At 55.8% G+C, this 23459-nt stretch carries 18 protein-coding genes, 1 pseudogene, 1 riboswitch and 1 other annotated feature; of the genes and pseudogenes, 11 read left to right on the top strand and 8 right to left on the bottom strand.

Features of this window, described 5'->3' with window-relative positions:
- Positions 1 to 55: 55 nt before the first annotated feature.
- The 4 genes and pseudogenes from GN107_RS08695 to GN107_RS08680 all read right to left on the bottom strand — a co-directional run bounded on the left by GN107_RS08695 (position 56) and on the right by GN107_RS08680 (position 4335).
- Positions 56 to 1201, bottom strand: coding sequence for a homoserine dehydrogenase (locus tag GN107_RS08695; protein ID WP_155287420.1), 1146 nt, complete (start codon positions 1199 to 1201; stop codon positions 56 to 58).
- Positions 1202 to 1247: 46 nt separating this feature from the next.
- Positions 1248 to 2390: pseudogene (locus GN107_RS08690) on the bottom strand (trans-sulfuration enzyme family protein).
- A gap of 6 nt (positions 2391 to 2396) precedes the next feature.
- Positions 2397 to 3521 (bottom strand): trans-sulfuration enzyme family protein, encoded by a 1125-nt coding sequence (locus tag GN107_RS08685; protein WP_155287419.1) that lies wholly within the window; start codon positions 3519 to 3521, stop codon positions 2397 to 2399.
- Complete coding sequence (locus GN107_RS08680; RefSeq protein WP_155287418.1) at positions 3514 to 4335, bottom strand: homoserine O-acetyltransferase/O-succinyltransferase family protein; 822 nt, start codon at positions 4333 to 4335, stop codon at positions 3514 to 3516. Before GN107_RS08680 ends, GN107_RS08685 begins: the two co-directional genes overlap by 8 nt.
- A 221-nt stretch (positions 4336 to 4556) precedes the next feature.
- Positions 4557 to 4804 (bottom strand) — a binding site (T-box leader).
- A 225-nt stretch (positions 4805 to 5029) separates the two neighbouring features.
- Here GN107_RS08680 and GN107_RS08675 point away from each other — a divergent pair.
- On the top strand, positions 5030 to 5815 hold the full coding sequence (locus GN107_RS08675) for a Cof-type HAD-IIB family hydrolase (RefSeq protein ID WP_196246300.1): 786 nt from the start codon (positions 5030 to 5032) through the stop codon (positions 5813 to 5815).
- A gap of 18 nt (positions 5816 to 5833) precedes the next feature.
- On the opposite strand, the gene GN107_RS08670 is transcribed toward GN107_RS08675, so the two are convergent.
- Positions 5834 to 7225, bottom strand: a complete 1392-nt coding sequence (locus GN107_RS08670) for an aspartate kinase (RefSeq protein ID WP_155287416.1) — start codon at positions 7223 to 7225, stop codon at positions 5834 to 5836.
- A gap of 113 nt (positions 7226 to 7338) precedes the next feature.
- Positions 7339 to 7515, top strand: a riboswitch (Lysine riboswitch).
- A 139-nt stretch (positions 7516 to 7654) separates the two neighbouring features.
- Between GN107_RS08670 and alr the strand changes: the two genes are divergently transcribed.
- The 10 genes from alr (at position 7655) to GN107_RS08620 (ending at position 19428) form a co-directional block, all read left to right on the top strand.
- Positions 7655 to 8788, top strand: coding sequence for an alanine racemase (alr, locus tag GN107_RS08665; RefSeq protein WP_155287415.1), 1134 nt, complete (start codon positions 7655 to 7657; stop codon positions 8786 to 8788).
- Between the two features lie 141 nt (positions 8789 to 8929).
- Positions 8930 to 10213 carry a diaminopimelate decarboxylase gene (gene lysA, locus GN107_RS08660; protein ID WP_371863485.1) on the top strand — a complete coding sequence of 428 codons (1284 nt, stop codon included), beginning with the start codon at positions 8930 to 8932 and terminating at the stop codon, positions 10211 to 10213.
- A gap of 840 nt (positions 10214 to 11053) precedes the next feature.
- On the top strand, positions 11054 to 11770 hold the full coding sequence (gene dapD, locus GN107_RS08655; protein ID WP_155287413.1) for a 2,3,4,5-tetrahydropyridine-2,6-dicarboxylate N-acetyltransferase: 717 nt from the start codon (positions 11054 to 11056) through the stop codon (positions 11768 to 11770).
- Positions 11771 to 11800: 30 nt separating this feature from the next.
- Entirely contained in the window at positions 11801 to 12955 is a 1155-nt protein-coding gene (locus GN107_RS08650) for an N-acetyldiaminopimelate deacetylase (protein WP_155287412.1), read from the top strand.
- A 15-nt stretch (positions 12956 to 12970) separates the two neighbouring features.
- The gene (gene dapA / locus GN107_RS08645) at positions 12971 to 13843 is read left to right on the top strand and encodes a 4-hydroxy-tetrahydrodipicolinate synthase (protein ID WP_155287411.1); all 873 of its coding nucleotides are present in this window, start codon (positions 12971 to 12973) and stop codon (positions 13841 to 13843) included.
- Complete coding sequence (gene dapB / locus GN107_RS08640; protein ID WP_155287410.1) at positions 13843 to 14604, top strand: 4-hydroxy-tetrahydrodipicolinate reductase; 762 nt, start codon at positions 13843 to 13845, stop codon at positions 14602 to 14604. Before dapA ends, dapB begins: the two co-directional genes overlap by 1 nt.
- A 28-nt stretch (positions 14605 to 14632) precedes the next feature.
- Positions 14633 to 15808 (top strand): aminotransferase class I/II-fold pyridoxal phosphate-dependent enzyme, encoded by a 1176-nt coding sequence (locus tag GN107_RS08635; RefSeq protein ID WP_155287409.1) that lies wholly within the window; start codon positions 14633 to 14635, stop codon positions 15806 to 15808.
- Positions 15809 to 15862: 54 nt separating this feature from the next.
- A complete protein-coding gene (locus GN107_RS08630) occupies positions 15863 to 16948 on the top strand; it encodes an aspartate-semialdehyde dehydrogenase (protein ID WP_155287408.1) in 1086 nt (361 codons plus the stop codon).
- A gap of 609 nt (positions 16949 to 17557) precedes the next feature.
- Positions 17558 to 18262, top strand: a complete 705-nt coding sequence (locus tag GN107_RS08625) for a hypothetical protein (RefSeq protein WP_155287407.1) — start codon at positions 17558 to 17560, stop codon at positions 18260 to 18262.
- 173 nt (positions 18263 to 18435) lie between these two features.
- A complete protein-coding gene (locus tag GN107_RS08620; protein ID WP_155287406.1) occupies positions 18436 to 19428 on the top strand; it encodes a choloylglycine hydrolase family protein in 993 nt (330 codons plus the stop codon).
- A gap of 59 nt (positions 19429 to 19487) precedes the next feature.
- Here GN107_RS08620 and GN107_RS08615 read toward each other — a convergent pair whose 3' ends face one another.
- The 3 genes from GN107_RS08615 to GN107_RS08605 form a co-directional block, all read right to left on the bottom strand.
- Complete coding sequence (locus GN107_RS08615) at positions 19488 to 20276, bottom strand: SLAP domain-containing protein (RefSeq protein ID WP_155287405.1); 789 nt, start codon at positions 20274 to 20276, stop codon at positions 19488 to 19490.
- A gap of 245 nt (positions 20277 to 20521) precedes the next feature.
- Complete coding sequence (locus tag GN107_RS08610; RefSeq protein WP_155287404.1) at positions 20522 to 21220, bottom strand: SLAP domain-containing protein; 699 nt, start codon at positions 21218 to 21220, stop codon at positions 20522 to 20524.
- A 264-nt stretch (positions 21221 to 21484) separates the two neighbouring features.
- On the bottom strand, positions 21485 to 23386 hold the full coding sequence (locus GN107_RS08605) for a M13-type metalloendopeptidase (protein ID WP_155287403.1): 1902 nt from the start codon (positions 23384 to 23386) through the stop codon (positions 21485 to 21487).
- Positions 23387 to 23459: the final 73 nt, after the last annotated feature.

The raw sequence follows: 23459 nt of genomic DNA, 5'->3' as shown, positions 1-23459 counted from the left end.
TTGGGTCGAGTATTTATAATACATGTAAGCACCTCATAACTGTTATTTCTTCTGTCTAACAATTGTAAGGCACTCCATCCTCCACGTACGGCTTCGTGTAGGTGATTCCGAGCTGGCCCCGCAGCTCGGCAAAGTGTTCCGGACTGGTCTTCAGCGCAATCAGCCGGGCCGCCACACTGCGGTCCGGGCTGCAAATGGCCGTCGGTGCCACCAAACTGGTGAACGGTGCCGGCTCGATGCCGTTGTGAATCGCGGTGCCAATCGTGACCAGGTCGGAAATAATTGAGTTGGCGGTCGGCAGGGAACCCGCACCGGGTCCGCTCAGCATGATTTCTTTGGTGTTGAGGGAGTCAACGACAACAGCATTATTTTCGTAGATAACGCTGCTGAAGGCGTGGTTTGGCGACACAAGGTAGGGACCGACCCGCAGATCCAGTTGTTCTGCGCGCAGCATGCCCACCGCCAGTGGCTTGAGCGTGTAACCGAAGTGGCGCGCAGCCGCGAAGTCGCCGCTTTGGAGCGTGGTGATGCCCTGGCGCTTAACGTCCGCCAGTTTGGGCGTCATCCCGAACGCAAAGCGGCTGAGGATCAACAGCTTGTACGCCGCGTCGAAGCCTTCCACATCGTTAGTGGGGTCGGCTTCAGCGAACCCGAGTTCCTGCGCGGCGGCGAGTGCTTCTTGGTAGCCGCGGCCTTCGCGGACCATTTGGGTCAGGATGTAGTTGCTCGTCCCGTTAACGATCCCGGCCACCCGCGTAATTTTGTCCCCAGCGTAAGACTGGGCTAGGACGTGCAAAATGGGGATGGCGCCCGTGACCGCGGCCTCATAGTACAGGCCGACATGGTTTTGCTGGGCAAGCTTGCTCAGTTCGGGACCGTATTCCGACAGCAGGTCCTTGTTGGCGGAAACGACGTGCTTACCGTGCTTCAAGGCGTTGACCAGGAGCGGGTAGGTGTCCTTTACGCCACCCATTACCTCGATGACCACGTCGATGTCGGGGTCCTGGGTGATGCTGACGGCGCTGGTGGTCAGCTCGATGTCGGGGTACAGCGCCTGGCGCTTGGGGTAGAGGTTGCGGACCGCCGCACGGGTGATGTGCAGGTCGAGGGCCGCAAGCTGGGGCCGCTTCCGCTGCAAAATGTTGACGATGCCCGAGCCAACCGTGCCGAGTCCGAGCAGGCCGATGTTAATTCTTGTCATATCAATGCCTCCTGCTTTGCGCGACTATACGCAAGTGGCGCCAAGCTTATTTGATCAGGGCTAGTGCCTGCTGCAAGTCCGCAATCAGGTCGTCTGGATCTTCAATGCCGACGGAGTAGCGGAGCAGGCCAGGGGTGATGCCGGACTTCGCGCGCTCTGCTTCACTAAGTTCCGCGTGGCTCATCTTCGGTGGGTAGGAAAGAATGGTTTCGGTACCGCCGAGGGAGACAGAGAATTCGGGGATCTTGGTGTTCTCGGCGATGATGCGGGCGTTGTCCTCACTGCCGACGTCAAAACTCAAGACCGCACCGCCGTTTTTGGCCTGGCGCTTCTGGATTGCGTAACCAGGGTTGCTGGGTAGACCTGGGTAGCAGACCCTGGTCACTTGGGGCTGTTTCTACAGCCAGGTTGCAATCTTCAGTGCTGCGGAACTGCTCTGCTGCATGCGGATGCCGAGGGTCTTGATGCCGCGCAAGAGCAACCAGGAATCAGTGACGCCAAGCGTTGCACCCACGGCATTTTGGATGAAGTAGATGCGGTCCGCAAGCTCCTTGTTGTCGGTGATGGCGGCCCCGGCGAGGATGTCGGAGTGGCCGGACAGGAACTTGGTTGCGGAGTGGACAACAATGTCGACGCCGTGTTTGATTGGCTTTTGCAAAACTGGGGACATGAAGGTGTTGTCCGCAATCGTCAGGAGCTTGTGTTCATGGGCAATTGCGACCAGCGCGTCCAGGTCGGCAACGGCGAGAATCGGGTTGGATGGTGTCTCGATGTAGATGGCCTTGGTGTTCGGCTTGATGGCCGCGCGCACGGCGTCGAGGTCACCGAGGTCAACAAAAGTGTGCTCAATGCCGTAGCGGTTCAGTACCTGTTCCAGAATCCGGAAGGTGCCGCCGTAAACGTACTTGGACACGATCAGGTGGTCGCCCTGGCTGAAGGTAAGCAAAACGGAGGAAATGGCCGCCATGCCGGTACTGTAAAGAAAGCCGTAGCGAGCGTCTTCAAGAGAAGCGACCGCGTCTTCGGCGACTTTGCGGGTGGGGTTGCCACTGCGCGCGTAGTCGAACTCGCCGAAGTGGTCAAAACTCGGCTGGTTGAAGGTGGTCGAGAGCTGGATGGGGGTGTTCACGGCCCCACTCAGTTTGTCAGCGACAGTAGTTTTCTTGATAATTTTGGTCCAATCATGCATGGCGAATTACTCCTTATCTTCTTTGGCGGCGGCAACGGCCTGCTGCAGGTCGTCCCAGAGGTCGTCTTTGTCTTCCAAACCAACGGACAGACGAATGAGTTGCGGCGTGATGCCCAGCGCCAGTCGGTCACCAACGGGCATATCGTGGTGGGTCTGGATGTACGGCACGGTGATTAGGGACTCGACCCCGCCCAGACTCTCGGCGAATGAACAGACCCGCAGTGCGCGCAGGAACTTGTCCACGCTGTACTTGTCGTTCAGGTAGAAGCTGATCATGCCGCCGACCCCAGCGTAGAGCACCTTGTCGACACCAGTCAGTGTTGGCAGGCGTTCAGCGAGGTAGCGGGCGTTAGCGGTGTGGGCCGCCATGCGGACGTGTAGCGTCTTGAGCGAGCGGATCAGCAGCCACGAGTCGAAGGAATCCAGCGTCTGGCCGGTGGTGGTCAACTCTTCTTGCAAAATGGCGCCGAGCTTGTCGTCATTGACGATGACCGCACCAGCCAAAATGTCGTTGTGGCCACCCAGGTACTTGGTGGCGGAGTGGACAACCACGTCGGCGCCAAGCTTGATTGGGTTCTGGTAGATCGGGGTCAGGAAGGTATTATCCACTGCAATCAGGATGTCGGGCCGGATTGCGTGCACGGCCTTGGCCACGCCCTCGATGTCGATGATCTTCATGGTTGGGTTCGATGGGGACTCGAGCCAGATGAGCTTGGTACTTTTCTTAATTTTGAGTAGCAAGTCGTCAACGTTGATACCGTTCCACTTGTCGTACTGGACATTGTACTTGTCCTGACGCTCGTCGAAGTAGCGGAAGGAGCCACCGTAGAGGTCGTCACTGCAAATGAAGTGGTCGCCGGAGCGGGTGAAGGCGGAGAAAACAAGGTCAATGGCTGCCATGCCGGAGCTGGTGGCGAAGGCGTGCGTGCCGTATTCGATGGCTGCCAGCTGGCCTTCAAGGAGCTGCCGGGTCGGGCCGGCGAGCCGGGAGTAATCGAAACCGGTTGATTCGCCCAGTCCGGGGTGCCGGAACGCGGTGGAGAAGTTCAACGGGGCGACAACGGAGCCGGTGTTGCCGTCATCCGTACCGTTAGTACCTTGAGTTAGCTGCGTTGCAATTTTTCTAGACATTGATTGTTTCCTCCTTGTTAGTACGTGTTTGCTTAGGAATGGCGTTTAACCATTCGGTGTAAAAGCGCTTGGCGTCCGCCTGCCAGCTGTTGCGGGGTCGTAAGTCGGCGGCAAAATAGTTAACCGGCCGTGGTGCCTTGGCGCCGTTCTTGTGGCGGTCGCGGTTATATTCGTCCGCGAGGGTGCCGGTCAGGTATTCGAAGTGCCCGGCGACGTATGTTGAATGGCTAATGGGCTCGGTCACGATGGTTGCCCCGAGTTCGGAATTGCCAGCGATGACGCTACCGCGCTTAACGGATTCCTGGGGGATGATGAAGTAGCGTGACTGCGGCATCGTGTAGCCGTCAGTGGTGAACACCCCGGTAATTTTGCGGTCGATCTGCTTGCCGGTGAAAATGCCGTCGATTTTACCCGCCGCGTACGCGCCCCAGCAGATGAACAGGCTGCCCCTGGTATGATCATGGCGCCAGGCGAGGATGTCCTGCAGCTCCGGCCAGTAATCCACGGTATTGAAGGCCACCCGGTCCAGAGGCGCGCCGGTCACGATCAGGGCGTCAAAATACTGCTTGCGAACCTGATCAAAGCTGCGGTACTTGGCACGCAGCTCCGCCTCGTGCTGGCGAATGTGATGCGTGGCCGGCAGGCAGAAGGTCAGGTTGACCGGAATGCCGGTCGCGGCGAAGGCCTGCACGAACTGCTGCTCAGTGACCGCGCGGTTCGGCATCAGGTTCAGAATAAGAATGTTACGCGCGTTCCGCTGCGGCTTGCTGTCAACGGGTGCGGTTAGACCGTTTAAGATGTGAACAGACGACATATGATTACCTCCAAGGGGATGGATTAGGTGCTATCAGTATCAGAAGTTCTAGTTTACGGTGTCTAGTCGAGCTGCGTGAGGCAGAAGCTTGCGCTTAACACACTCTGGTCCAAATGCTAAAGCCCAAGCATTTTGCCCAGAGTACGTTAATGCTCAGCTTCTAAGCGACTCACTCCGCTCTGTTTCCATAAAAAAAGTCCCGCAACCCTAAAAAATTAGGACTGCGGGACGAAATTCGTGGTACCACCCGTTTTCTGCTTAGCGTCACCGCTAAGCACTCACCCAGTACGGGAAAAAGTTGTTTTCGATACTGCGACGCGGTAACGGGCGCACCCGGTGTGGGTTAACCTGACGGCTCGCCCAGACAATACTCAGAGACCATGTTCGCGTCCGTCCGTGCACCGGCTTGCACCTAAATCCGGCTCTCTGTGGCATTTCGGAAGGCTACTTATCTCCTCAACGTAAGACTTGATTAAAGCTATGGTACGGCTAAACCAATTCTCGGTCAAGTCCAATCTGAATTTAATCTTTATGCCACGTTTTGCGGCTGATTAATGGCAAAAGTGTCACGGACTGAACTGAAAACCGGCAAAATTTTGCTAAAGCGTCGCCCAGAAGCCCATCTGAAAGCGCTTGCCGTTGGTTTTCAATGCTGTTAGGCTTGTTTTGTAGCGAACAGATGGAGGCTAAAAGGATGGCACACGCAGTAGTATTTTTTGATCTGGACGGCACCTTGATGCGAGACGATAAAACTGTTGGTTCGCAAACCTTGCAGGCGCTAAGGGACCTAGTTAAAAACGGCAACTTACCGGTCATTGCCACCGGCCGCGATTTGTGGGAAATCCGCGGGCTGCTCACGCAGACTGGCATTGACACCGCCGTAGCCGGCAATGGCGCCAGCATTTTTTTGCACGGCAAGCTGATTGCGAACCAGCATATCGCGCCCGCACTCGTTACCGCCCTCAGCGAGCAGGCGGCAAAAGACGGCTTAGTCGTTGCTTGGTACAACGAGTCGGGGGCCGTTTTGTCCGGAGTGAATGAACTTGTCCGGGGCAACTACTCCGATGTGCAGCAGGAATTACCACCTGTTGACGCGGAATATTATCGGCACGCCCAGGCGACGCGGATGCTGATTTTTGCGGCCGATGATGCGGGCGGGCAGGCGGTACGGGACCGTTATGCCCAGCAGTTCCCAGAGCTCCAGTTCTATCGGGATTCACCCTTCGACCTTGATCTCATCGAGCGCCGTTTGAGCAAGGCGTCTGGCCTGAAAATTTTGCTTGCCCAGCCAGAACTAACGGGCTGGACCACCTATGCGTTTGGTGACGGCGACAATGACTTACCAATGGCAACGGTGGTGCAGCACGTGGTTGCGATGGCTAACGCGAGCGCGCAATACAAAGCCGCAGCCGAATTCGTCACCGCCAGCAACATGGCTGGGGGCATTGAAAAGGGACTGCGGCATTATGGATTAATTTGAAATTAGCAACCGACTAGTTTATCTTGCCGCGCCTTCGCTCTGTGCTTCTTTTTTCTCGCAACTCAGCGTGTAAATTGCGCGTACTGCGTCTAGGGCCCGGTCGCTGTCCACGCCGATCATGGTGCTGATACGGGAGGCACCCTGGTTGATCATTGTTGGGGCAATATCCTGTTCGGCCAGCTTGTCCATGACTCTAGCAATCAAGTCGTTGCGAGTGTAGAGGCCCTCACCAACGACCATGATGATGGCAAAATCATCGAACCATTCGATGCGGTCCGGCTTGATTTCAGCCTTGATGTCGTCGGTCATGGCACTCATTTGGCTGGCGTTCAGCTGGTCCTTGGCAAAGATAATGGTCAGGTCATCGATCCCTGATGGCATGTGTTCGTAACTGACGTTGTACTTGTAGAGAATCTGCAGAATCCGCAGGGTCAGCCCGACTTCCTTGTTCAGCAGGTAGCGGTGCAGGTAGAGGGCGGTGAAGCCGTCGTTGGCCGCAATGCCGGTGATGAGGTGGTGGTGCTTAACGTCCTTGGTCGGGGCAATCATGGTGCCGGGTGCGTCGGGGTCGTTGGTGTTCTTGACGTTGACGCGAATACCGGCGCGGATGACGGGGATGATAGCCTCGTCGTTAAAGACGGAGAAGCCGGCGTAGGAAAGTTCCCGCATCTCCCGGTATGTCAGCGTGTTGATTGCACGGGGGTGCGGCACCACGTCGGGGCCAACCGCGTAGATTGCTGACACGTCGGTGAAGTTTTCGTAGAGGTCGACATCAAAACCGCGGGCAAGAATCGAGCCGGTGATGTCAGAGCCGCCGCGGGCAAAAGTGGCGTAGTTGCCGTCCTCATCGTAGGCAAAGAAGCCGGGCACGATGATGATCTCACCGGGTTCCAGTTGGAACTTGCCGATTCGTTCGTAACTGTCCTCGCGAATCTCGGCGGACCGTGGTGACCCGCTGACCACCATACCGAGTTCCTTAGGGTCAACAAAGCGGGCGCGGTAGCCGAGGTGGCGCATTACCCGGGCAATCAGGCGGGCGTTCATGTTCTCACCCTGAGCCATGAAGGCAGCGAAGAGGTGTTCACTGCTTGGGTAGCTCTGGTGTTCCAGATTTTGCAGGTGCTCCCGCAGTTTGCTAAGGACATCGGAGCCGGACATGCTGAAGTATTCGCTGATGGCTTGGTAGCGGCCCAAAATTTCATCTTCAAGCGCGCTGGTATCGCCACTGTTTTGCACGGTTTTAGCGAGCTGCTCGAGTAAATCTGTGACCTTAACGTCGCCTTTGTGCCGCTTGCCAGGAGCGGAAACGACAACGATTCGCCGCGCGGGATCGGCGACGATGATATTGATTGCTTTTTGCACCTGTTCGCCGCTAGCAAGCGATGAACCACCGAACTTGATGACCTTCATAACGGGACCTACTTTCCAAAATTAGACTCGCCACATAGTTAATCCTTAAATTTTAATCTTGTCAACACCTTGACAGTGTGACTTTTGAGACGTATTCTAATGCCAATATCAAAAAAGTAGATAGAGGTTGCGGTCGACATGAGTAGCACGTCTTAGTTTCGTCAAGAAACGCCGACGACGTGTGAAGGGGGAGACCGCCGAAAGTGGACGTGATGACAAACGTTCGCTTGGGCCAGCGCTGAATAAGTGCTGGACTGTCGTCGCAGAAGTGACGGAGCGCTATCGCTGTTCATACGGTCGACCGAATTATTACATATGGTCTGTGCCCCATTGGATGTGCGAACAAGCGCAAATCCAATGGGGTATTTGTTTTCTACCACATAGCAGCAAACTATTTTTTAAATCGCAACACTTACGGAGGTACTTCACATGGTCATTGCTAATCACCGTCCCACTAGGTTACTAATTTCTCGTCACGCCATCGCGCACAACTTAGCCGCTGTGCGTGAGGCGTCCCACGCCAAAACCGTGTTTCTCGCGGTCAAGGCGAACGCGTACGGGTACGGGCTCCTGGAGGTTGGTAAGGCCGCGCTTGAAGGCGGCGCGGATGGCCTGGCCGTCGCCGTGATTGATGAGGCCCTGGCGCTCCGCGAGTCCGGCGTCACCGCACCGATTCTGATCATGTCGCTCGTCCAGCCCGAATACGCGCAGTTGTGTGCTGACTATGACCTCATCACCACGGTCGGCAGTCGCGACTGGCTCAAGACCGCCGCGGCCCAGATGGATGGCCGCAAGCAATTGCTGGTTTCCATCGCCGTTGACACGGGGATGGGCCGCATCGGTTACCGCGACCGCGCCGAGATCGACGCCAGCCTTGAATTCATGGCCGCTAACCCCAGCAAGTTTAATTATCACGGCCTGATGACGCACTTCTCCGAAGCCGATTCCGTGCACAACGAGTACTTCAATAAGCAGCTCACGCGCTGGCATGAGCTGACGGACACCTTGCCGAAGCCGGTCATGGTCCACGTTGCTAACTCAAGCGCCGCGATGTACCACGCAGACAAAATTCCGACCGACGTCATTCGTGCCGGGACCATCGCGTACGGGATTGAGCCGTCACTCGGCAGTTTGCGACCCGCCGATTACCTCGAACAAATTGAGCGGCTCGAAACGCAGCTGATTTTTGTGAAGCAGATGCACGCGGGGGATGGCATCTCCTACGCCCACATCTACCAGGCAAAAGAGGGCGAATGGGTCGGCACCCTGCCACTTGGCTACGGCGATGGCCTGACCCGCAAGCTCACTGGCTTCCACGTCCTAGTTAATGGTCAGGAGTGCCAGATTCTCGGCAAAATTGCCATGGACGCGATGATGATTCGGCTGCCTGGACCACTGCCGCTGGGGACGAAGGTTACCGTGCTCGGCAAAGATGGTGACAAGCGCATCACCCTCGACGACATGGCCGCCCACACCGGTTTAGCGCCGTGGGAACAATCCATTATCTTCACGGAGCGCTTGCCTCGGGTCGTGGTGGATGATTTCAATGATGCAAGTAAGTAATGAAGAATTTGTGCACTGAATGGTCATTAATTAAGCAGTTCCGCGCACAATTAAGACAAAAGTTAATTGCAAAATGAAACTTAGGGGCTCAGCGTTCCGGGCATTTTGCAGGTCATACCCGGCAGGAGGAAGAACATGACGATTAAGATTGATACTACCGCAACCGGCGCCCTGAGCATCGGCGGCGTGGACGCCCAGCAGCTTGCTCAGCAATACGGCACACCACTGTATGTTTACGATGTGAGTCGCATTCGCGCTGCAATCCGTGCGTACAAGGCGGCTTTTGCCGCGCAGGATGCGGACTTTACCGTGAGTTATGCGGCTAAGGCTTTTGCTTGCATCGCGATGTTTCAAGTTGCGGCGAGTGAGGGTGCCCACCTGGACGTTGTGTCCGGCGGCGAGATCACCACGGCAATGAAGGCGGGCTTCGATATGGCCAACGTTTCACTTAATGGTAATAACAAGTCCGACCTTGAATTGGAGCTCGCCGTGGACAGCGGTCTGGGCACGATCATCGTGGATAACGACTACGAGCTCGACCGCCTGATTGCCTTGACCAAAAAGCAGGGCGTGGTGCAAAACATCCTCATCCGCATTACGCCGTCCGTTTCCGCGCACACGCACGAGTACATCATGACCGGCCAGTCCGACAGCAAGTTTGGTTATGATGTCGAAAGCGGTCAGGCCGCGGCCGCAATCAAGAAGGCCCAAGCCGCAGACAGCATCAACTTGCTTGGTCTGCACGCCCACATCGGTTCCCAGATTTTTGAAACTGCTGGCTTCGTGGCCGAAGCGCAAAAGTTGGTCCAAATCGCCGCGCAGTGTAACTTCCAGCCCAAGGTTCTCGATGTTGGTGGTGGCTTCGGTATCCAGTACACGGATGACGACAAGCCATTGCCACCAAGCGCCTTCGTGAAGGTGCTCGCCGACACCATCGCGACTGAAAGCGAGAAAGTTGGTGCCCCAATGCCGGCCGTCTGGATTGAACCAGGTCGCTCCATTGTCGGCCCCGCCGGTTACACGCTCTACACGGCTGGTTCCCGCAAGGTCATCCCAGGTGTGCGCACCTACCAAACCGTTGATGGCGGCATGGGCGACAACATCCGCCCAGCACTCTACCAGGCGGAGTACGAGGCGGTCCTCGCCAAAGCCGCGACCGCACCCGCAGAAGAGACGGTGACCCTAGCCGGCAAGTGCTGCGAGTCCGGCGACATCCTGATTAAGGACGCTAAACTCCCCAAAATTACTGCGGGCGATGTCATCGCGGTGCTGGCGACCGGTGCGTACGGTTATTCCATGGCGTCCCTGTACAATCGCAATCCGCGGCCAGCAGTGGTCTTCGCGGAGGACGGCAAGAGCCAAGTCGCAGTCCGGCGCGAAACCTGGGTCGACCTCTGCGACCACGACATGGACTACAAAGCGTAGAACCTGATCCGGTCACATTGGTCGTTGACTGTCGGGTGGCAGCCGCATCTTTCTCCGCTGCCGCCGTTGAGGGGATGACAAAGACTCGCTGGGGCCGGGTTCAAGCCTCGCAAAATACGCGAGTCTTGACCCTGAACTACAAGCCCGCGTCGCTACGCTCCTTCGCGGTCTTTCCGTTCTCCCCGATAATCAACGCAACTCAACAAAAATCGTGTTGAGTCGCGCTGATTATCGCGACAGCTCGGTCACCCCCTCAACGGTTGCTCCGAAAGAGGCGCCTGCCACCCTACGTTAGACGGTGAAGCTCATGCTTATGACGCATACATGGATGGTTATCTGTTCCACGTATGTTTCTGGTAATGAACTCAGGTGGTCATTTTCAACTTAACTGGCTTAGAACTGTTACGTAGGCGGGCCGCGCCTCTTGCTGAGTGGAGCTGGCGGGAGTGACCATGCTGAAACGATAATTGAGAGCGACATTCTTGCGTGGGTTTCGCAAGAGTGTTGCTCTCAATTATCGGGGATAGCGGAGAGACCGCTAGTAGTAGACTAAGTAGTACTGCGAGTTTACCGAAAACGTTGTATAGAAACGGCGGGCTCGGAGCTAAGGTGGAAGACTTGGCGTGAACTTCGCCAAGTCTGGAACCGGGCCCCAGCATGCCTGTCAGTCACTGCCGCCAGCGCAACGGGAGCAAGATGCGCCGCCCGCCGGCATCAACCAACTGCTGAACCTAGACAAAGCTACCGTAGCAGCGGGAACTACAAGCCCAAGGCGCCTGAATGGACTTGCCCGCGTACGATTAACTAGCCATCCAAGCATTTATATAGAAGGAGATCATCATGACTCAGAATTTTGACGCTGAAAAAATTATCGAATACATCGCTAACGCCCCTAAGCAAACCCCAGTCCACGTCACCATTGCCGGCGATATGGCTGCGCTGACCCCAGTGCCGGCTGGTGTGCAGGCGTTCCTGGACGTTAAGACCGGCCAGCTGTACGGCGATAACGACGTGCTGGCACCTTGGCTGCAGGCTAATAGCGGCCACATCACGGAGCAGCGGGCCGAAGTTAGTGCCCGGAACTCAGGAGTGCCGCTCAAGAACATTGCCGGCGTGAACGCCCGCATCGAGCCGGGCGCCATCATTCGTGAGCACGTTGCTATCGGTGATAAGGCCGTCATCATGATGGGCGCCGTCATCAACATCGGTGCCGTCATCGGGGACGAGACCATGATCGACATGGGCGCTGTCCTCGGCGGTCGCGCCACCGTTGGCAAGCACTGCCACATCGGTGCGGGCACCGTGCTCGCGGGGGTGGTTGAACCCGCATCCGCAACGCCAGTCATCATTGAAGACAACGTGCTGATCGGTGCAAACGCCGTCGTGCTTGAGGGTGTGCGCGTTGGTGCTGGGGCGGTCGTTGCGGCGGGTGCTGTGGTGACCAAGGATGTTCCCGCCGGCGAGGTTGTCGGTGGTGTTCCGGCCAAAATCATCAAGCAGGTGGATGCTAAAACTGAATCCAAGACCGGTTTGATTGACGACCTACGTAACATTTAGCGTTCAGGATTAAGATGGGGGCAAGTGCGAATGGCTGATTTAACGGCAAGTGAACTGAGTACAATTCGGGAGAATCTGCACCGGATTCCGGAGCTGGCGCTGCATGAAGAGCGCACGAGCGCGTACCTGCGCAAGTTAATTGCCAAGTGGCAGGTACCATTTATGGAGGTGCGTGGCGTTGAAACTGTGCCAACCGCCATTCTCGTGCGGCTGCAGGGGACTGAGGGCAATCGGACGATTGGTTACCGGACCGACATCGACGCCCTGCCCGTCACGGAGCGCACCGGTTTGCCTTTTGCCTCGACTATTCCCGGGCAGATGCACGCGTGCGGGCATGACGTGCACATGACCGTTGCCCTCGGGATTCTGTACCACTTCACGCAGACGCAACCGCGAGACAACATGATTTTCTTCTTCCAGCCCGCAGAGGAGAATGATTACGGCGGCAAGCGCGTGTACGAAACTGGCGTGTTCAGCGGCAAGTGGCGGCCCGATGAGTTCTACGGGTTGCACGACAACCCGCAGCTGCCGGCCGGGCAGATTGCCAGCCGCATGGGGACGTTGTTTGCGGGCACGACCGAGATTCACCTCAAAATTACTGGTGTTTCCGGCCACGCCGCCTTTCCACACGAGGCCAAGGATGCCTTAGTTGCGGCCGCGGCCTTCGTGATGCAGGTGCAGACGGTCGTGTCCCGCAACGTTGATCCGGTCCGCGGCGGGGTCGTCACGATTGGTGACCTGCACGCCGGCACCATCGGCAACGTGATTGCCGGTAGCGCCCAGCTGGACGGGACCATCCGGGCGTTCCGCCAGCAGGATATCGAGATGATGCAAAAGCGGGTGCGGGCGATTGCGGATGGCGTTGCTGCTACCTACGATGTGCAGGCTGATTTGAAGCTGATTCAAGGTGGTTACATGCCGGTTGAAAATGCGCCGGAACAAACCGCCGACTTGATCGACTTCATGCGTAACGATCCGCAGACCGATTTTGCGGACATCGCGCCAGCCATGACCGGTGAGGATTTTGGCTACTTGCTGCAACAGTTCCCGGGTACCATGGTGTGGCTCGGCGTCGGCGACCCGGAGCACACGCTGCACAGCGACCAGATGAGCCCGAATGAGGATGCATTGCTGCCGGGAGTCGGGGCACTGACCCGCTTCTTGGCCCACCGCATGCAGATGTAAGAAAGGATGACTGAAATGTACGAGAATGTTCAGATTATGACCGCAATCATCACACCCTTTAACACGAACGGGGATGTTGATTACCCTGCCCTTGATAACTTGGTTGAACGGCTGCTGAAGGAGGGCACTCAGGGCTTCATCGTTGCCGGAACCACCGGTGAATCACCGACCCTGACGGAAGACGAAAAAATCGCGCTGTTCCAGTATTTTGCAACGCACGTGCACGGCCGCGCGCTGGTGATTGCCAACGTTGGCAGTAACAACACCGCCGCGTCCGTCAAACTGGCGCGGGAGGCAAGTGAAATCAAGGGCGTGAATGGGCTTTTGGCCGTCACGCCTTACTACAACAAGCCGAGCCATGCGGGGATGATCGCCCACTTCACGGAAATCGCCGATGCCAGCGCGGTACCGGTCATGCTTTACAACATTCCCGGCCGCTCCGTTGTCGGTCTGACCAACGAGTCGCTGCTGAAGCTGGCGGACCACCCGAACATCAACGCGGTCAAGCAGGTGACCACGCCTGCCGACATCAAGTACATCACCGCGCACGCACCGGCGGACTTTACCGTCTTCACCGGTGAGGACGCGCAGATGCTGGACGCCGTGCGGGCCGGCGCGGCGGGGGTCATCTCCGTTGCCAGTCACTTCTACGGCAAGCAGATGCGCGCCTGCCTCGATGCCGAGGCGGCCGGCGATACTGCCAAGGCTGATGCATTGATGGCCGCTTTGAAGCCCAAGATGCAGGCACTGTTCATGTTCCCATCCCCGGCGCCAACGAAGATGTACCTGGCGCGGCGCGGCGAGATCAACGGCCGCATGCGTCTGCCGATGATTCCACTGACAGACGATGAGGCAGAGCAAGTAGTAAGCATTTTGGAGGCGGAATAATGACAACAGTTTTATTAGCCGGTGCGTTTGGTAAAATGGGCCGCAAAATTACCACGATGATCAACGAAACCGATGATATTAAAATTGTAGGGGCCTACAGTCCGCTGGGTGCTGAGCCCGCCGACTTCCCGGTCTTCACCGATTACAAGGACATCAACATTAAGGCCGACGTCTGGATGGACATGACCACTCCCGATGGCGCCCGTAGCAACGGTGAGTACGCGCTCAGCCACGGTTTCGACACGCTGATCGGGACTTCCGGTCTCAGCCCTAAGGATACTGAAAACTTGGGTGAGTTGGCCAAAAACAACGGCCGCCACTTGCTGATCGTGCCGAACTTCTCCATCTCCGCTGTCCTCATGATGCAGTTTGCGGCCAAGGCCGCGCAGTTCATGCCTGACGCCGAGGTGCTGGAGATTCACCACGCCGACAAGCTTGACTCCCCAAGCGGGACGGCGCGCGCAACGGCCCAGCTTATCAGCAAGGCCCGCAAGAGCGCTCCACTGGCTCCTAAGCCAAAGAAGCCGCAGACGGATGACGCTTCCCGCGGTGAACGGATCGATGACGTGCAGGTGCACGCGATTCGGTTGCCTGGTTACATTGCCGAAGAGGAAGTTATCTTCGGTGCGCCGGGTGAGAGCCTGACCATCAAGCAGAGTTCGTTCGATCGTTTGTCGTTCATGGCCGGGATTCGCATCGCGCTGCGTGGGGTCAATGGCCTCAAGCAACCGCTGACGGTCGGTCTCGACGCGTTGCTGTAAGTAATTAGATTGGACAAGGGGTGAACACATGCCAGAAGCAAAAGCAGGACTAAGCGGTTTGGGCAACAAGCTGCTCGCACAGGTGCAGCCGTCAGCGATTCGCGCGGTGGATCAGCAGATTTCTAGCGTCCCAGGCATCATCAAACTGACGCTCGGGGAACCAGATTTTGCGGTGCCAGAACACGTTAAACAGGCGACGGTCAGTGCAATCGAGAACGACCATTCCCACTACGCACCGTCAATGGGTTATCCTGAGCTGCGTAGCGCCGTCAGCAATTACCTGGCCGAGCGCTTTGCCGCCCACTACGCACCGGAAGAGGTCGTCGTGACCACTGGGGCGACGGAGGCGATTACCGCGTCGATTCAGGCCTTGTTCAACCCTGGTGACACCATCATCGTGCCGACCCCGACCTTCCCACTGTACGCGGCGGTCAGCCGGATGCACGGACTGAACGTAGTTGAGGTCAATACCGCGCCGGACTTCATCATGACGCCGGCACTGCTCAAGCAAACCCTAGCGCAGCATCCTGACGCCAAGGCCATGGTCATTAACTATCCGGGTAATCCGACCGGTGTGACCTACACCCACGCGCAGATCAAGGCGCTGGCGGCGGCCATTGCGGACACGAACCTGCTGGTGCTTGCTGATGAAATTTACGCCGAGCTCAGCTACGATGCGGATCACCTGAGTCTGGGTAAGCTTTTGCCCGAGCAGACGCTGCTGATCAGCGGCCTCAGCAAGTCGCACGCGATGACCGGCTACCGGGTCGGCTACGTTGCCGGGCCCGCGGCGTTAACCAAGCAGGTCGGCAAAATGCACCAGTACATGGTCACGACGGTGGCGAGCCCGATGCAGCTGGCGGCCCTCGCCGCGCTGAATGACGGACGCAAGGATCCCGCAATTATGCGCGAGCAGTACCGCGCGCGCCGTGACTTGGTACTGGCGGGCCTCAAGCAGGCTGGCTTCAGTGCCGCGACGCCGGGTGGGGCGTTCTACATTTTCGCCAAAATGCCGGCCCGCTTCGGCACGGACGACGTGGCCTTCAACCTGCGTTTGGCGCGGGAGGCTAAAGTCGGCCTGGTCCCCGGTTCGGTCTTTGGCCCCGGCGGCGCGGGTTACCTGCGCCTGTCCTACGCGGCGGCGACCGCCAAGTTGGAAGAAGCAGTCAAGCGGATCCAGCAGTTTGCACAGCAAAATCAGTAAGAAGCAGTGGGTTCTTGCAGCTCAAAATTAAATCATTAAGGAGTAACGGCAATTATGGCAGATAAGAAGTTTAACGTAGCAATTCTCGGGGCAACCGGCGCGGTCGGCACCCGGCTGATTCAGCAGTTGGAGCAGTCAACGATTCCAGTTAACGAGGTGCACCTGTTGGCCTCATCCCGTTCCGCAGGCAAAACGCTCCACTTCAACGGCAAGCCGGTAACAGTTGAGGAGGCCGTTCCGGATTCATTCAACGGCATCGACATTGTACTCGCCTCCGCTGGTGGGGATGTCTCCGGCCGCTTGCTGCCAGAAGCCGTAAAGCGCGGGGCCGTCTGCGTTGACAACACCTCGCACTTCCGCATGGACGACAACGTGCCGCTGGTCGTGCCCGAAGTGAACCCCGACGCCTTGGCCGGCCACAACGGTATCATCGCCAACCCGAACTGTTCCACGATTCAGATGGTGGTGGCGCTGGAACCAATTCGCGCTCAGTACGGCTTGAAGCAGGTCATCGTGTCCACTTACCAGGCTGCTAGTGGTGCCGGCCAGTCTGCCATCAACGAGCTGCGCAGTGAAGCTCAGGATTACCTGGACGGCAAGCCAATGGATGCCAAAATTTTGCCGGTCAAGGGCGCTGAAAAGCACTACCCATTGGCCTTCAACCTCCTGCCGCAAATCGATGTCTTCGAGGACGCTGACTACACGCACGAAGAGTGGAAGATGATCCACGAAACCAAGAAGATCATGCTCGGCGACAAGAACGCCCCTGACATCAAGGTCACCGCGACCTGTGTCCGCGTGCCCGTTCCGATTGGCCATGGCGAAACGGTCTACTTTGAGACTGAACAGCAGCCAACGCCGGATGATCTGCGCGCGGCCCTTGCCAAGGCGCCTGGCGTTGTCGTGCAGGACGACCCAAGCAAGCAGCTTTACCCGCAGCCATTGACGGCTGAAGGCAAGCGCGACACCTTCGTCGGCCGCATCCGCGCCGACGTCGAGAACCCTGGTGCTTACCACATGTGGGTCGTTTCCGATAACCTGCTCAAGGGTGCGGCTTGGAACACGGTCCAAATTGCCGAGGAACTGGTTGCTCGGGATCTGGTACGCGTGCCGGATGGGGCAGCAAAGTTGTTCAACTAAACTAATTTGCTGTTAACGGCAGTTTGGGTCGGTCTAACCCCAACGCTTGGTCTATTCGGATTAGCTAAGCCACGCGAGCATGGTGTTGATTAAGCTTTACCACAATAAATTAGCAATTAAGGGAAGCAAAATGCTGAAAAAGCGAAACTCAGGTGAGTTTCGCTTTTTTTGTTATTAAAACGCAGGTTATCGTAGCATTAGCCATGATTCATATCTCCATATAACCTAACTTTTTGCATAACAAGCATACAGAATGGGCTGACACGAAAACACTGCTCAAATGGATATTTTGTTTAAGTAATGACTGCTATTAGTTATTGATATGCTACCTTTATTTACGAGCAAACGCCGGTATAACGCTAATTATCGGAACTTTTACAAACTTTTTGTTAGTTAATGTTGCTATCTTCAAAAATAACAGGCATAATAGTATTCATAGGAAGCACGGCACGTTCGCAAACGATAATCGTTACAAGTGCGGATGTGCATCAAATTTATACGTTCGGAATGGAAACAACCCGCTACCGACTAGAATGCCGATTACGAGTTTTTTTATACGCAAAAATGCTGATTGTTGACTATATAACTAAAATTTTGGGGGAATTCACTATGAAGAAGGCTACATTGCTTAAGATTGCTACTGCTGTTATCGCCGCCGTGACGCTTGGTTTTGCAGGGATGGGCGTTAAGGCCTTTGCTGACAACTACTGGACTGGGCACAACAACATTGCTAGTATCAACGCTAGCCTTTCGACATTGGATTCCATGCTGACGAACAAGACCAACGCGTTGAAGGACAGCCAGACGCAGCTCACCACGGCCAAGACGAGCCTGGACGCAACCCAAAAACAGCTGGCGACTAGTCAGAGTGACTTGAACACAGCGCGAGCTAATGTGACCGATTTGACCAACCAGAAAGCACAGCTCCAGACGCAGTACGACAACTTGGCCAAACAAAAGGACAGCGAAGTGGCGTCCCTGCAGCGGCAGATTCAGGAAAAGATTCGGGAAGTTCAGCAGCAGATCGACATCGGTAACCAGCGCGTGATGGCGAAGCAGGCGGAGGTTGATGCTCTCCAGCAAAAGCTCAACACGGCGAATGACTCCATCAGCAAGCTCAACAACCAGGTAGCAGAACTGACGGGTAAGATTGCTGACCTGCAGAACCAGTTGGCCGCTGCTAAGAAGGAGACCGAATCTGCCCGCGCAGATTCAGATGCCAAGACCCGGGCACTTAACGAAGCCCAGGGTGAGGTGCAGGCAACCCAGGCGCAGGCGGACGCAATCGTGGCGAAGCACGCAGCTGATAACTAAAACTAAATATATTTATGAACGGCGGCGGGGCGCGATGCTTCGCCGCCGTTTTAGTTCCGCACTCTGTGTATGACAATTACTTCTGATTGACCGCTGCTATTACGTAAAGACTAGCGCGGTGCTAACATTAAGTGCATACTATTTAGCAAACATAGAGAAGGAAGAGACTGCGAATGTGTACTAGTTTTACTTATGAAGATGCTGACGGGAAGTTCTTCCTGTCCCGGACTATGGATTTTGGCTTTGAGCTCGGGGGGCGGCCGGTTGTGATCCCGCGCCAGCACCACTTTAATAGCGACGTGGCGGCGAATGGTTTTGCCGGGCCACTTGGTTTTGTCGGTGCCGGCCGCAATGTTGGCCAGTACCTGACCGTTGATGGCGTGAACGAGGCGGGTTTTGCCGCCGCCACCTTGTACTTTACGGAATCCAAGTACAGTCCCGCGTCCCTCGCTGGACACGTGAACCTGGCTTCCCACGAGATGATTCCTTACTTGCTTGGCAACATGCACAGTGTGAGCGAATTGCGCGACCGGTTGGCAACGCTGAATGTCGTTGCCGTCAAAAATAAGTTCATGGGCGACATTGTTGTGCCCCTGCACTGGATTGTTGCGGATGCGAGCGGAGATTGCGCAGTGCTTGAGGCTGAAGGCGAGGGGCTGCAGCTGTATGACAATCCCGTTGGCGTCATGACCAACAGTCCGGACTTCCCGTGGCACGTGAAGAACCTGAAGAATTTTGCCCAGCTGCAGCCAACCTTGGCCGCCGGAACTAAGTACGGCGCGTTGCAAGCGGATGGTTTCGGTGCCGGCACTGGTGCGGTCGGCTTGCCTGGAGATTACACTTCAGTTTCCCGCTTCGTGCGCATGGCCTTCCTGCGCGAACACGCCGAAAAGGTGCACGGTCAGGCCGCGGCGGTGAACACGATCAGCCACCTGCTGGGCAGCCTCGACATTCCACGCGGGATCAAAATCAGCGGAGATGGCAGTTCCGATTACACGCAGTACCGCGGCTACATGGATATGAGCCGCCATGCGTACTTCATGCAGCCTTACGATGATCAGACCATCACGAAGGTTGCGCTCACGGAGGACTTGCTGAATGCGGCGGAACCGACCGAGTTCCCACTGGCGCAGGTGCAGCAGTTTGTTGATGTGACAGCTAAATAGGAATGCAAAAAGGAGTTGGCATTTTGCCAGCTCCTTTTAAGTAGCACGATTTACTTAGTTTACTTGATCTTCTTGACGTAGTTCGCATCGATGTACTGATCGCCGCCAAGGTTGTAGTAGGTTGTGCCGTGATCCTTGTAGGTCGCATTAAAGACCTTCCAAGTTGTCTGGCCAGGCAGCTTCTTCGCGTCGCCGACCTTAACCTTCTTGGAGTGCTTTGCGTTCCATGCCTTCGCATCAACGGAATTATACTTAACAACCTGGCCGGCCTTGTTCCAAATCTGGATACCGTACTTCGCGTTGTAGTTGACCTTGATGACCCCAATGTTCTTGGTGGTTGCATCAGTCTTCTTGGTGGTTGTAGTAGTTTTACTTGCATCCGCTGTGGAAACAACCTTGCTGGAGTCAACGTCGTCAGCGCTCAGGAACTGGCCACCCGCAACTTCGTAGTAGGTGGCACCGTTGCCCAGAGTTACCTGGTTAGTAACGGCGTAGACGGCGCCTTTAACTGCGGAACCAACCGGTGTGTCCTGGCCACTAGCGTCCTTGTAAAGAAGACTAGTGCGCTTGACGGTGACAGTCCCAGTAACTGCAATCGTTGCTGTGTCAGCGGTGGATTGTGTGGTGCCGGTGCCGGCGGTAGTAGTTTGGCTGCCACCAGTAGCGGCGGCAAGTGCATCAGCAGTTGAGGCACCATTAGCCTGAGCAGCCTTGGCACGTTCAACCGCCAGCTCAGCCATGTTTGGGCCAGTTGGATCAGCAAAAACAGCTGCGCTTGTGCTGATGATTGGTGCGGCGGCAATTGCGGCAGCGGCAACCGCTGCGAGTGTGAACTTCTTGTTAGTCAAATTAACATCCTCCTTAAAGCTGTAGCAAAATCGTTGGTGGAAGCAGTATCCGCCCAAACATTTATCTCCATCATTATAACGCAAATCGTAAAGCTGTAGGGGCAGCCGTGGTTTGCATTATGAATGCAGTTTCATTACAGCAGGTGCGCGTGTTTAATAATCATGATAATTGGGGCCGATTGTCGAGGAAATAACAAAAAGAAGCTGGCTTTTCCGCCAACTCCTTTTGCACAAATCAGTTAAGATTACTTAATCTTAACGCAGTAACTAGCATCGATGTACTGGTCGCCACCAAGGTTGTAGTAAGTCGTGCCGTGAGCAGTGTAGGTATCATTGAATACCTTCCAGGTGGTCTGACCGGTCAGCTTCTTAGGGTCGCCAACCTTAACCTTGGTCTTAGGGTGAGCCTTGTTCCAAGAAGCGGCATCGACATCGTTAAAGCGGACCATCTTGCCCTCTTTAGTCCAGACCTGAATGCCGTAGTTCTTGTTGTAGTTGATTTTAATTGCGCCAAGGGGCAGGGTGGTATCTTCAGCCGTGGCGCCAGTTGCGGTGAAGTTAAAGTCCTTGGCCGGCAGGTACTTGCCATCGTCGGTCATGTAGAACTTGGCGCCATCAGACTTACGAGTAAACAGGTGGGTGACAGTGTAGGTTGTGTACTTCTGTGCATAGCCAGCACCATTATCGCGAATGGTGAAGTTGTTATCATTGTAAATGATGGTGTCATCGACCTTGGCAGTAGCATTCCCAGTCCAGAGCTTTACCGTACCGTTGGTGATTGCCTTTGTACCAGTTGCGGTGCTTGTTGTCGTGGCAGTACTGGTTGCAGTAGTACTTGTCGCAGCAAAAACAGGTGCGATTGCGCCAATAGCTGGTGCAGCGATTGGCGCTGCGGTGATGGCTGCGGCAACAACGGCTGCAATGGTAAACTTTTTATTTGTCATAGAAAAACCCTCTCCTCAAAGTGTCGGCCGAAATTAATCGGTTAAAGTGGGTGTCGTGATATGCGCATCCATTGGTATTATAGCGCATTCAATAAAAACGGTGTGGACGCTTACTTGCATTATCCTTGAACTTTAATAAAAAGAAACTTTCTCCGCAGAATAATTTTGTTGGGAAAGTTTCCTTTTGAATATGCTAATTTATGGGCGAAAATCGTGTTTAGCAACTCACCTCAGTAGGCGAGCTTATGAGCGCTCCGCTCTGTGCTACTTATCCCACACCACGATCCGCTTTTCTGGGTCGCGGTACATGCCGTCGCCGGGTTTAACATCGTAGGCTTGGTACCACTCGTCGAAGTTTTGCACGGGGATGTTGACCCGCAATGTTGCCGGGGCGTGAACGTCTTGCATCAGGACGGTCTTGGCCAGTTCTGGGCGCATCTTGTAGCGCCAGGACTTGGTGTAGGCAGTGAAGAATTCTTGCAGTTCTTCCTTGCTAGGCTTGTCGCCCAGTAGGCTCAGCGCAACGTCCATGCCGGCGTTGTCGGCGAGGTTCTCGCTGACACAGAGCTTGCCGTTGATGCGGACGCCTTCGTACTGCAGGCCGTCGAACTGGTCGATCATCTGCTGGGTGATTTTGGCAAAGGCGGCCTCGTCGTCCTTGGTCCACCAGTTCTTCATGTTGCCGTATTCGTCAAAAAGGGCCCCGTTGTTGTCGAAGGCGTGGGAAATCTCGTGGCCGATCGTCGCGCCGGTCCCGCCCAAGTTAGCCGCTTCACTCCAAGACTTGGAGTAGTACGGTGGCTGCAAAATACCGGCGGGGAAGAGGATGTCGTTCATTGTTGGGTCGTAGCAAGCGTTGACCAAGTGACCCGGCATGCCCCATTCGCCGCGGTTGACCGGCTGGCCGACGCGGGACAGTTGCTCGCGCATGATCACATCGTCCAGTTTTTGCGCCGTCGTTAGCAGGTCATCCTTATCTTCAACGTGCATCTGGTCGTAAAATGGCAGAGCCTTGTCCGGGTAGCCCATCTTGATGGCCATCGTGTCGAGCTTCCGCAGGGCCTTGGCCTTGGTGCTGGCACTGAGCCAGGTGTTAGCGCTCAGCTGCTGCTTGTAAGCTGCAATGATGCGCTTAACGAGAGCCGTGACGTCACGCTTGGCATCTTCACCAAAGTAGGTTTTACCGTAGTAAATGCCGATTGGCTCGGCCATGTAGGCGTTGGCGAGCCGGTACGCGCTTTTGACCTCGCTGACATCTTCCTCCTGACCGGACAGGAAGCGGCTGTAGGTATTACCGATGTGGCGCAGTTCGTTACTCAGGTAACCACTGGCGCCAATGAGTTCCTGGATAATGGCGTAGTGCTGGAATTCGTGGTAATTGTCTTCGTTTAGCAGCGTTGACCAGTTGGCAAAAGTCTTGGGCGTGAACTCGTTGACGGTCGCTGGTGTCGCCGGCATGAAGCGGGCGACGGCAGCCGGGAAGGCAAAACCGGCGAGTTGCTGAACGAAATCATCCCAGCTGCAGGGGTTGTTCAGGTTCTTGATCTCCGCGGCCTCTTCGTTTGTGATGGTGTATTTCGCAGAGCGGGCGTCGAACGCGAGAGCGTCACGAATGTACATCGCTGCTTGCCCAGCAGTCAGCCCCACTTTTAGCAGCAGTTGACTAGCCATATCACTCCAAGAGTTGAGCATTGGCTGGTATTTGCTTGGATTTTCCTTGTACAGCGCAGCGTCGGGCAGAATCGTGTCGAGCGCGCCAAAATTGATCTGGTTGGTGCTGGCGTCGTTCAGGTCGGCGTAGACTTGCCAGTCCAGAGGCATTTGGTAGCCTTGCGCGATCAACTCGGGTAAGTCCGCATTGAAATCGGCCAGAGTTGGCAGGTCAAGCAAGTGGTGCACCCGCGGCAAAACGGGTTCAATGCCTAAGCGGTCGCGAGTTTTGAAGTCAGCAGCCTTGGCGTAGAGCTTTGCGGCCGTTAGCAGGTTCGTATCCGAACTGCTCTTCTTGCCGGAATTGAGGGCATCGAAATCAGCGCGCAGCTGTTTTTCAATGTTATCGGTTAGGTCCCGGTCGGCGCCAATGCTCGACTTGTCAGGTGGAATTACGGTGTTGTCTTGCCAGTCACCATTGATGGCCATGTACAAATCATCTTGAATTCTTGTCATTCTGAAGTTCCTCCCGTATCCGCAGATAAGCTACTTTTCAATTCAGTATACTGTTTTCTAATACCAATTAAAC

Origin of the sequence: Lacticaseibacillus zhaodongensis, assembly GCF_009687905.1 — a bacterium.
Taxonomy (GTDB): Bacteria; Bacillota; Bacilli; order Lactobacillales; family Lactobacillaceae; genus Lacticaseibacillus; species Lacticaseibacillus zhaodongensis.
This window is presented reverse-complemented; position numbering and strand designations above follow the sequence as displayed.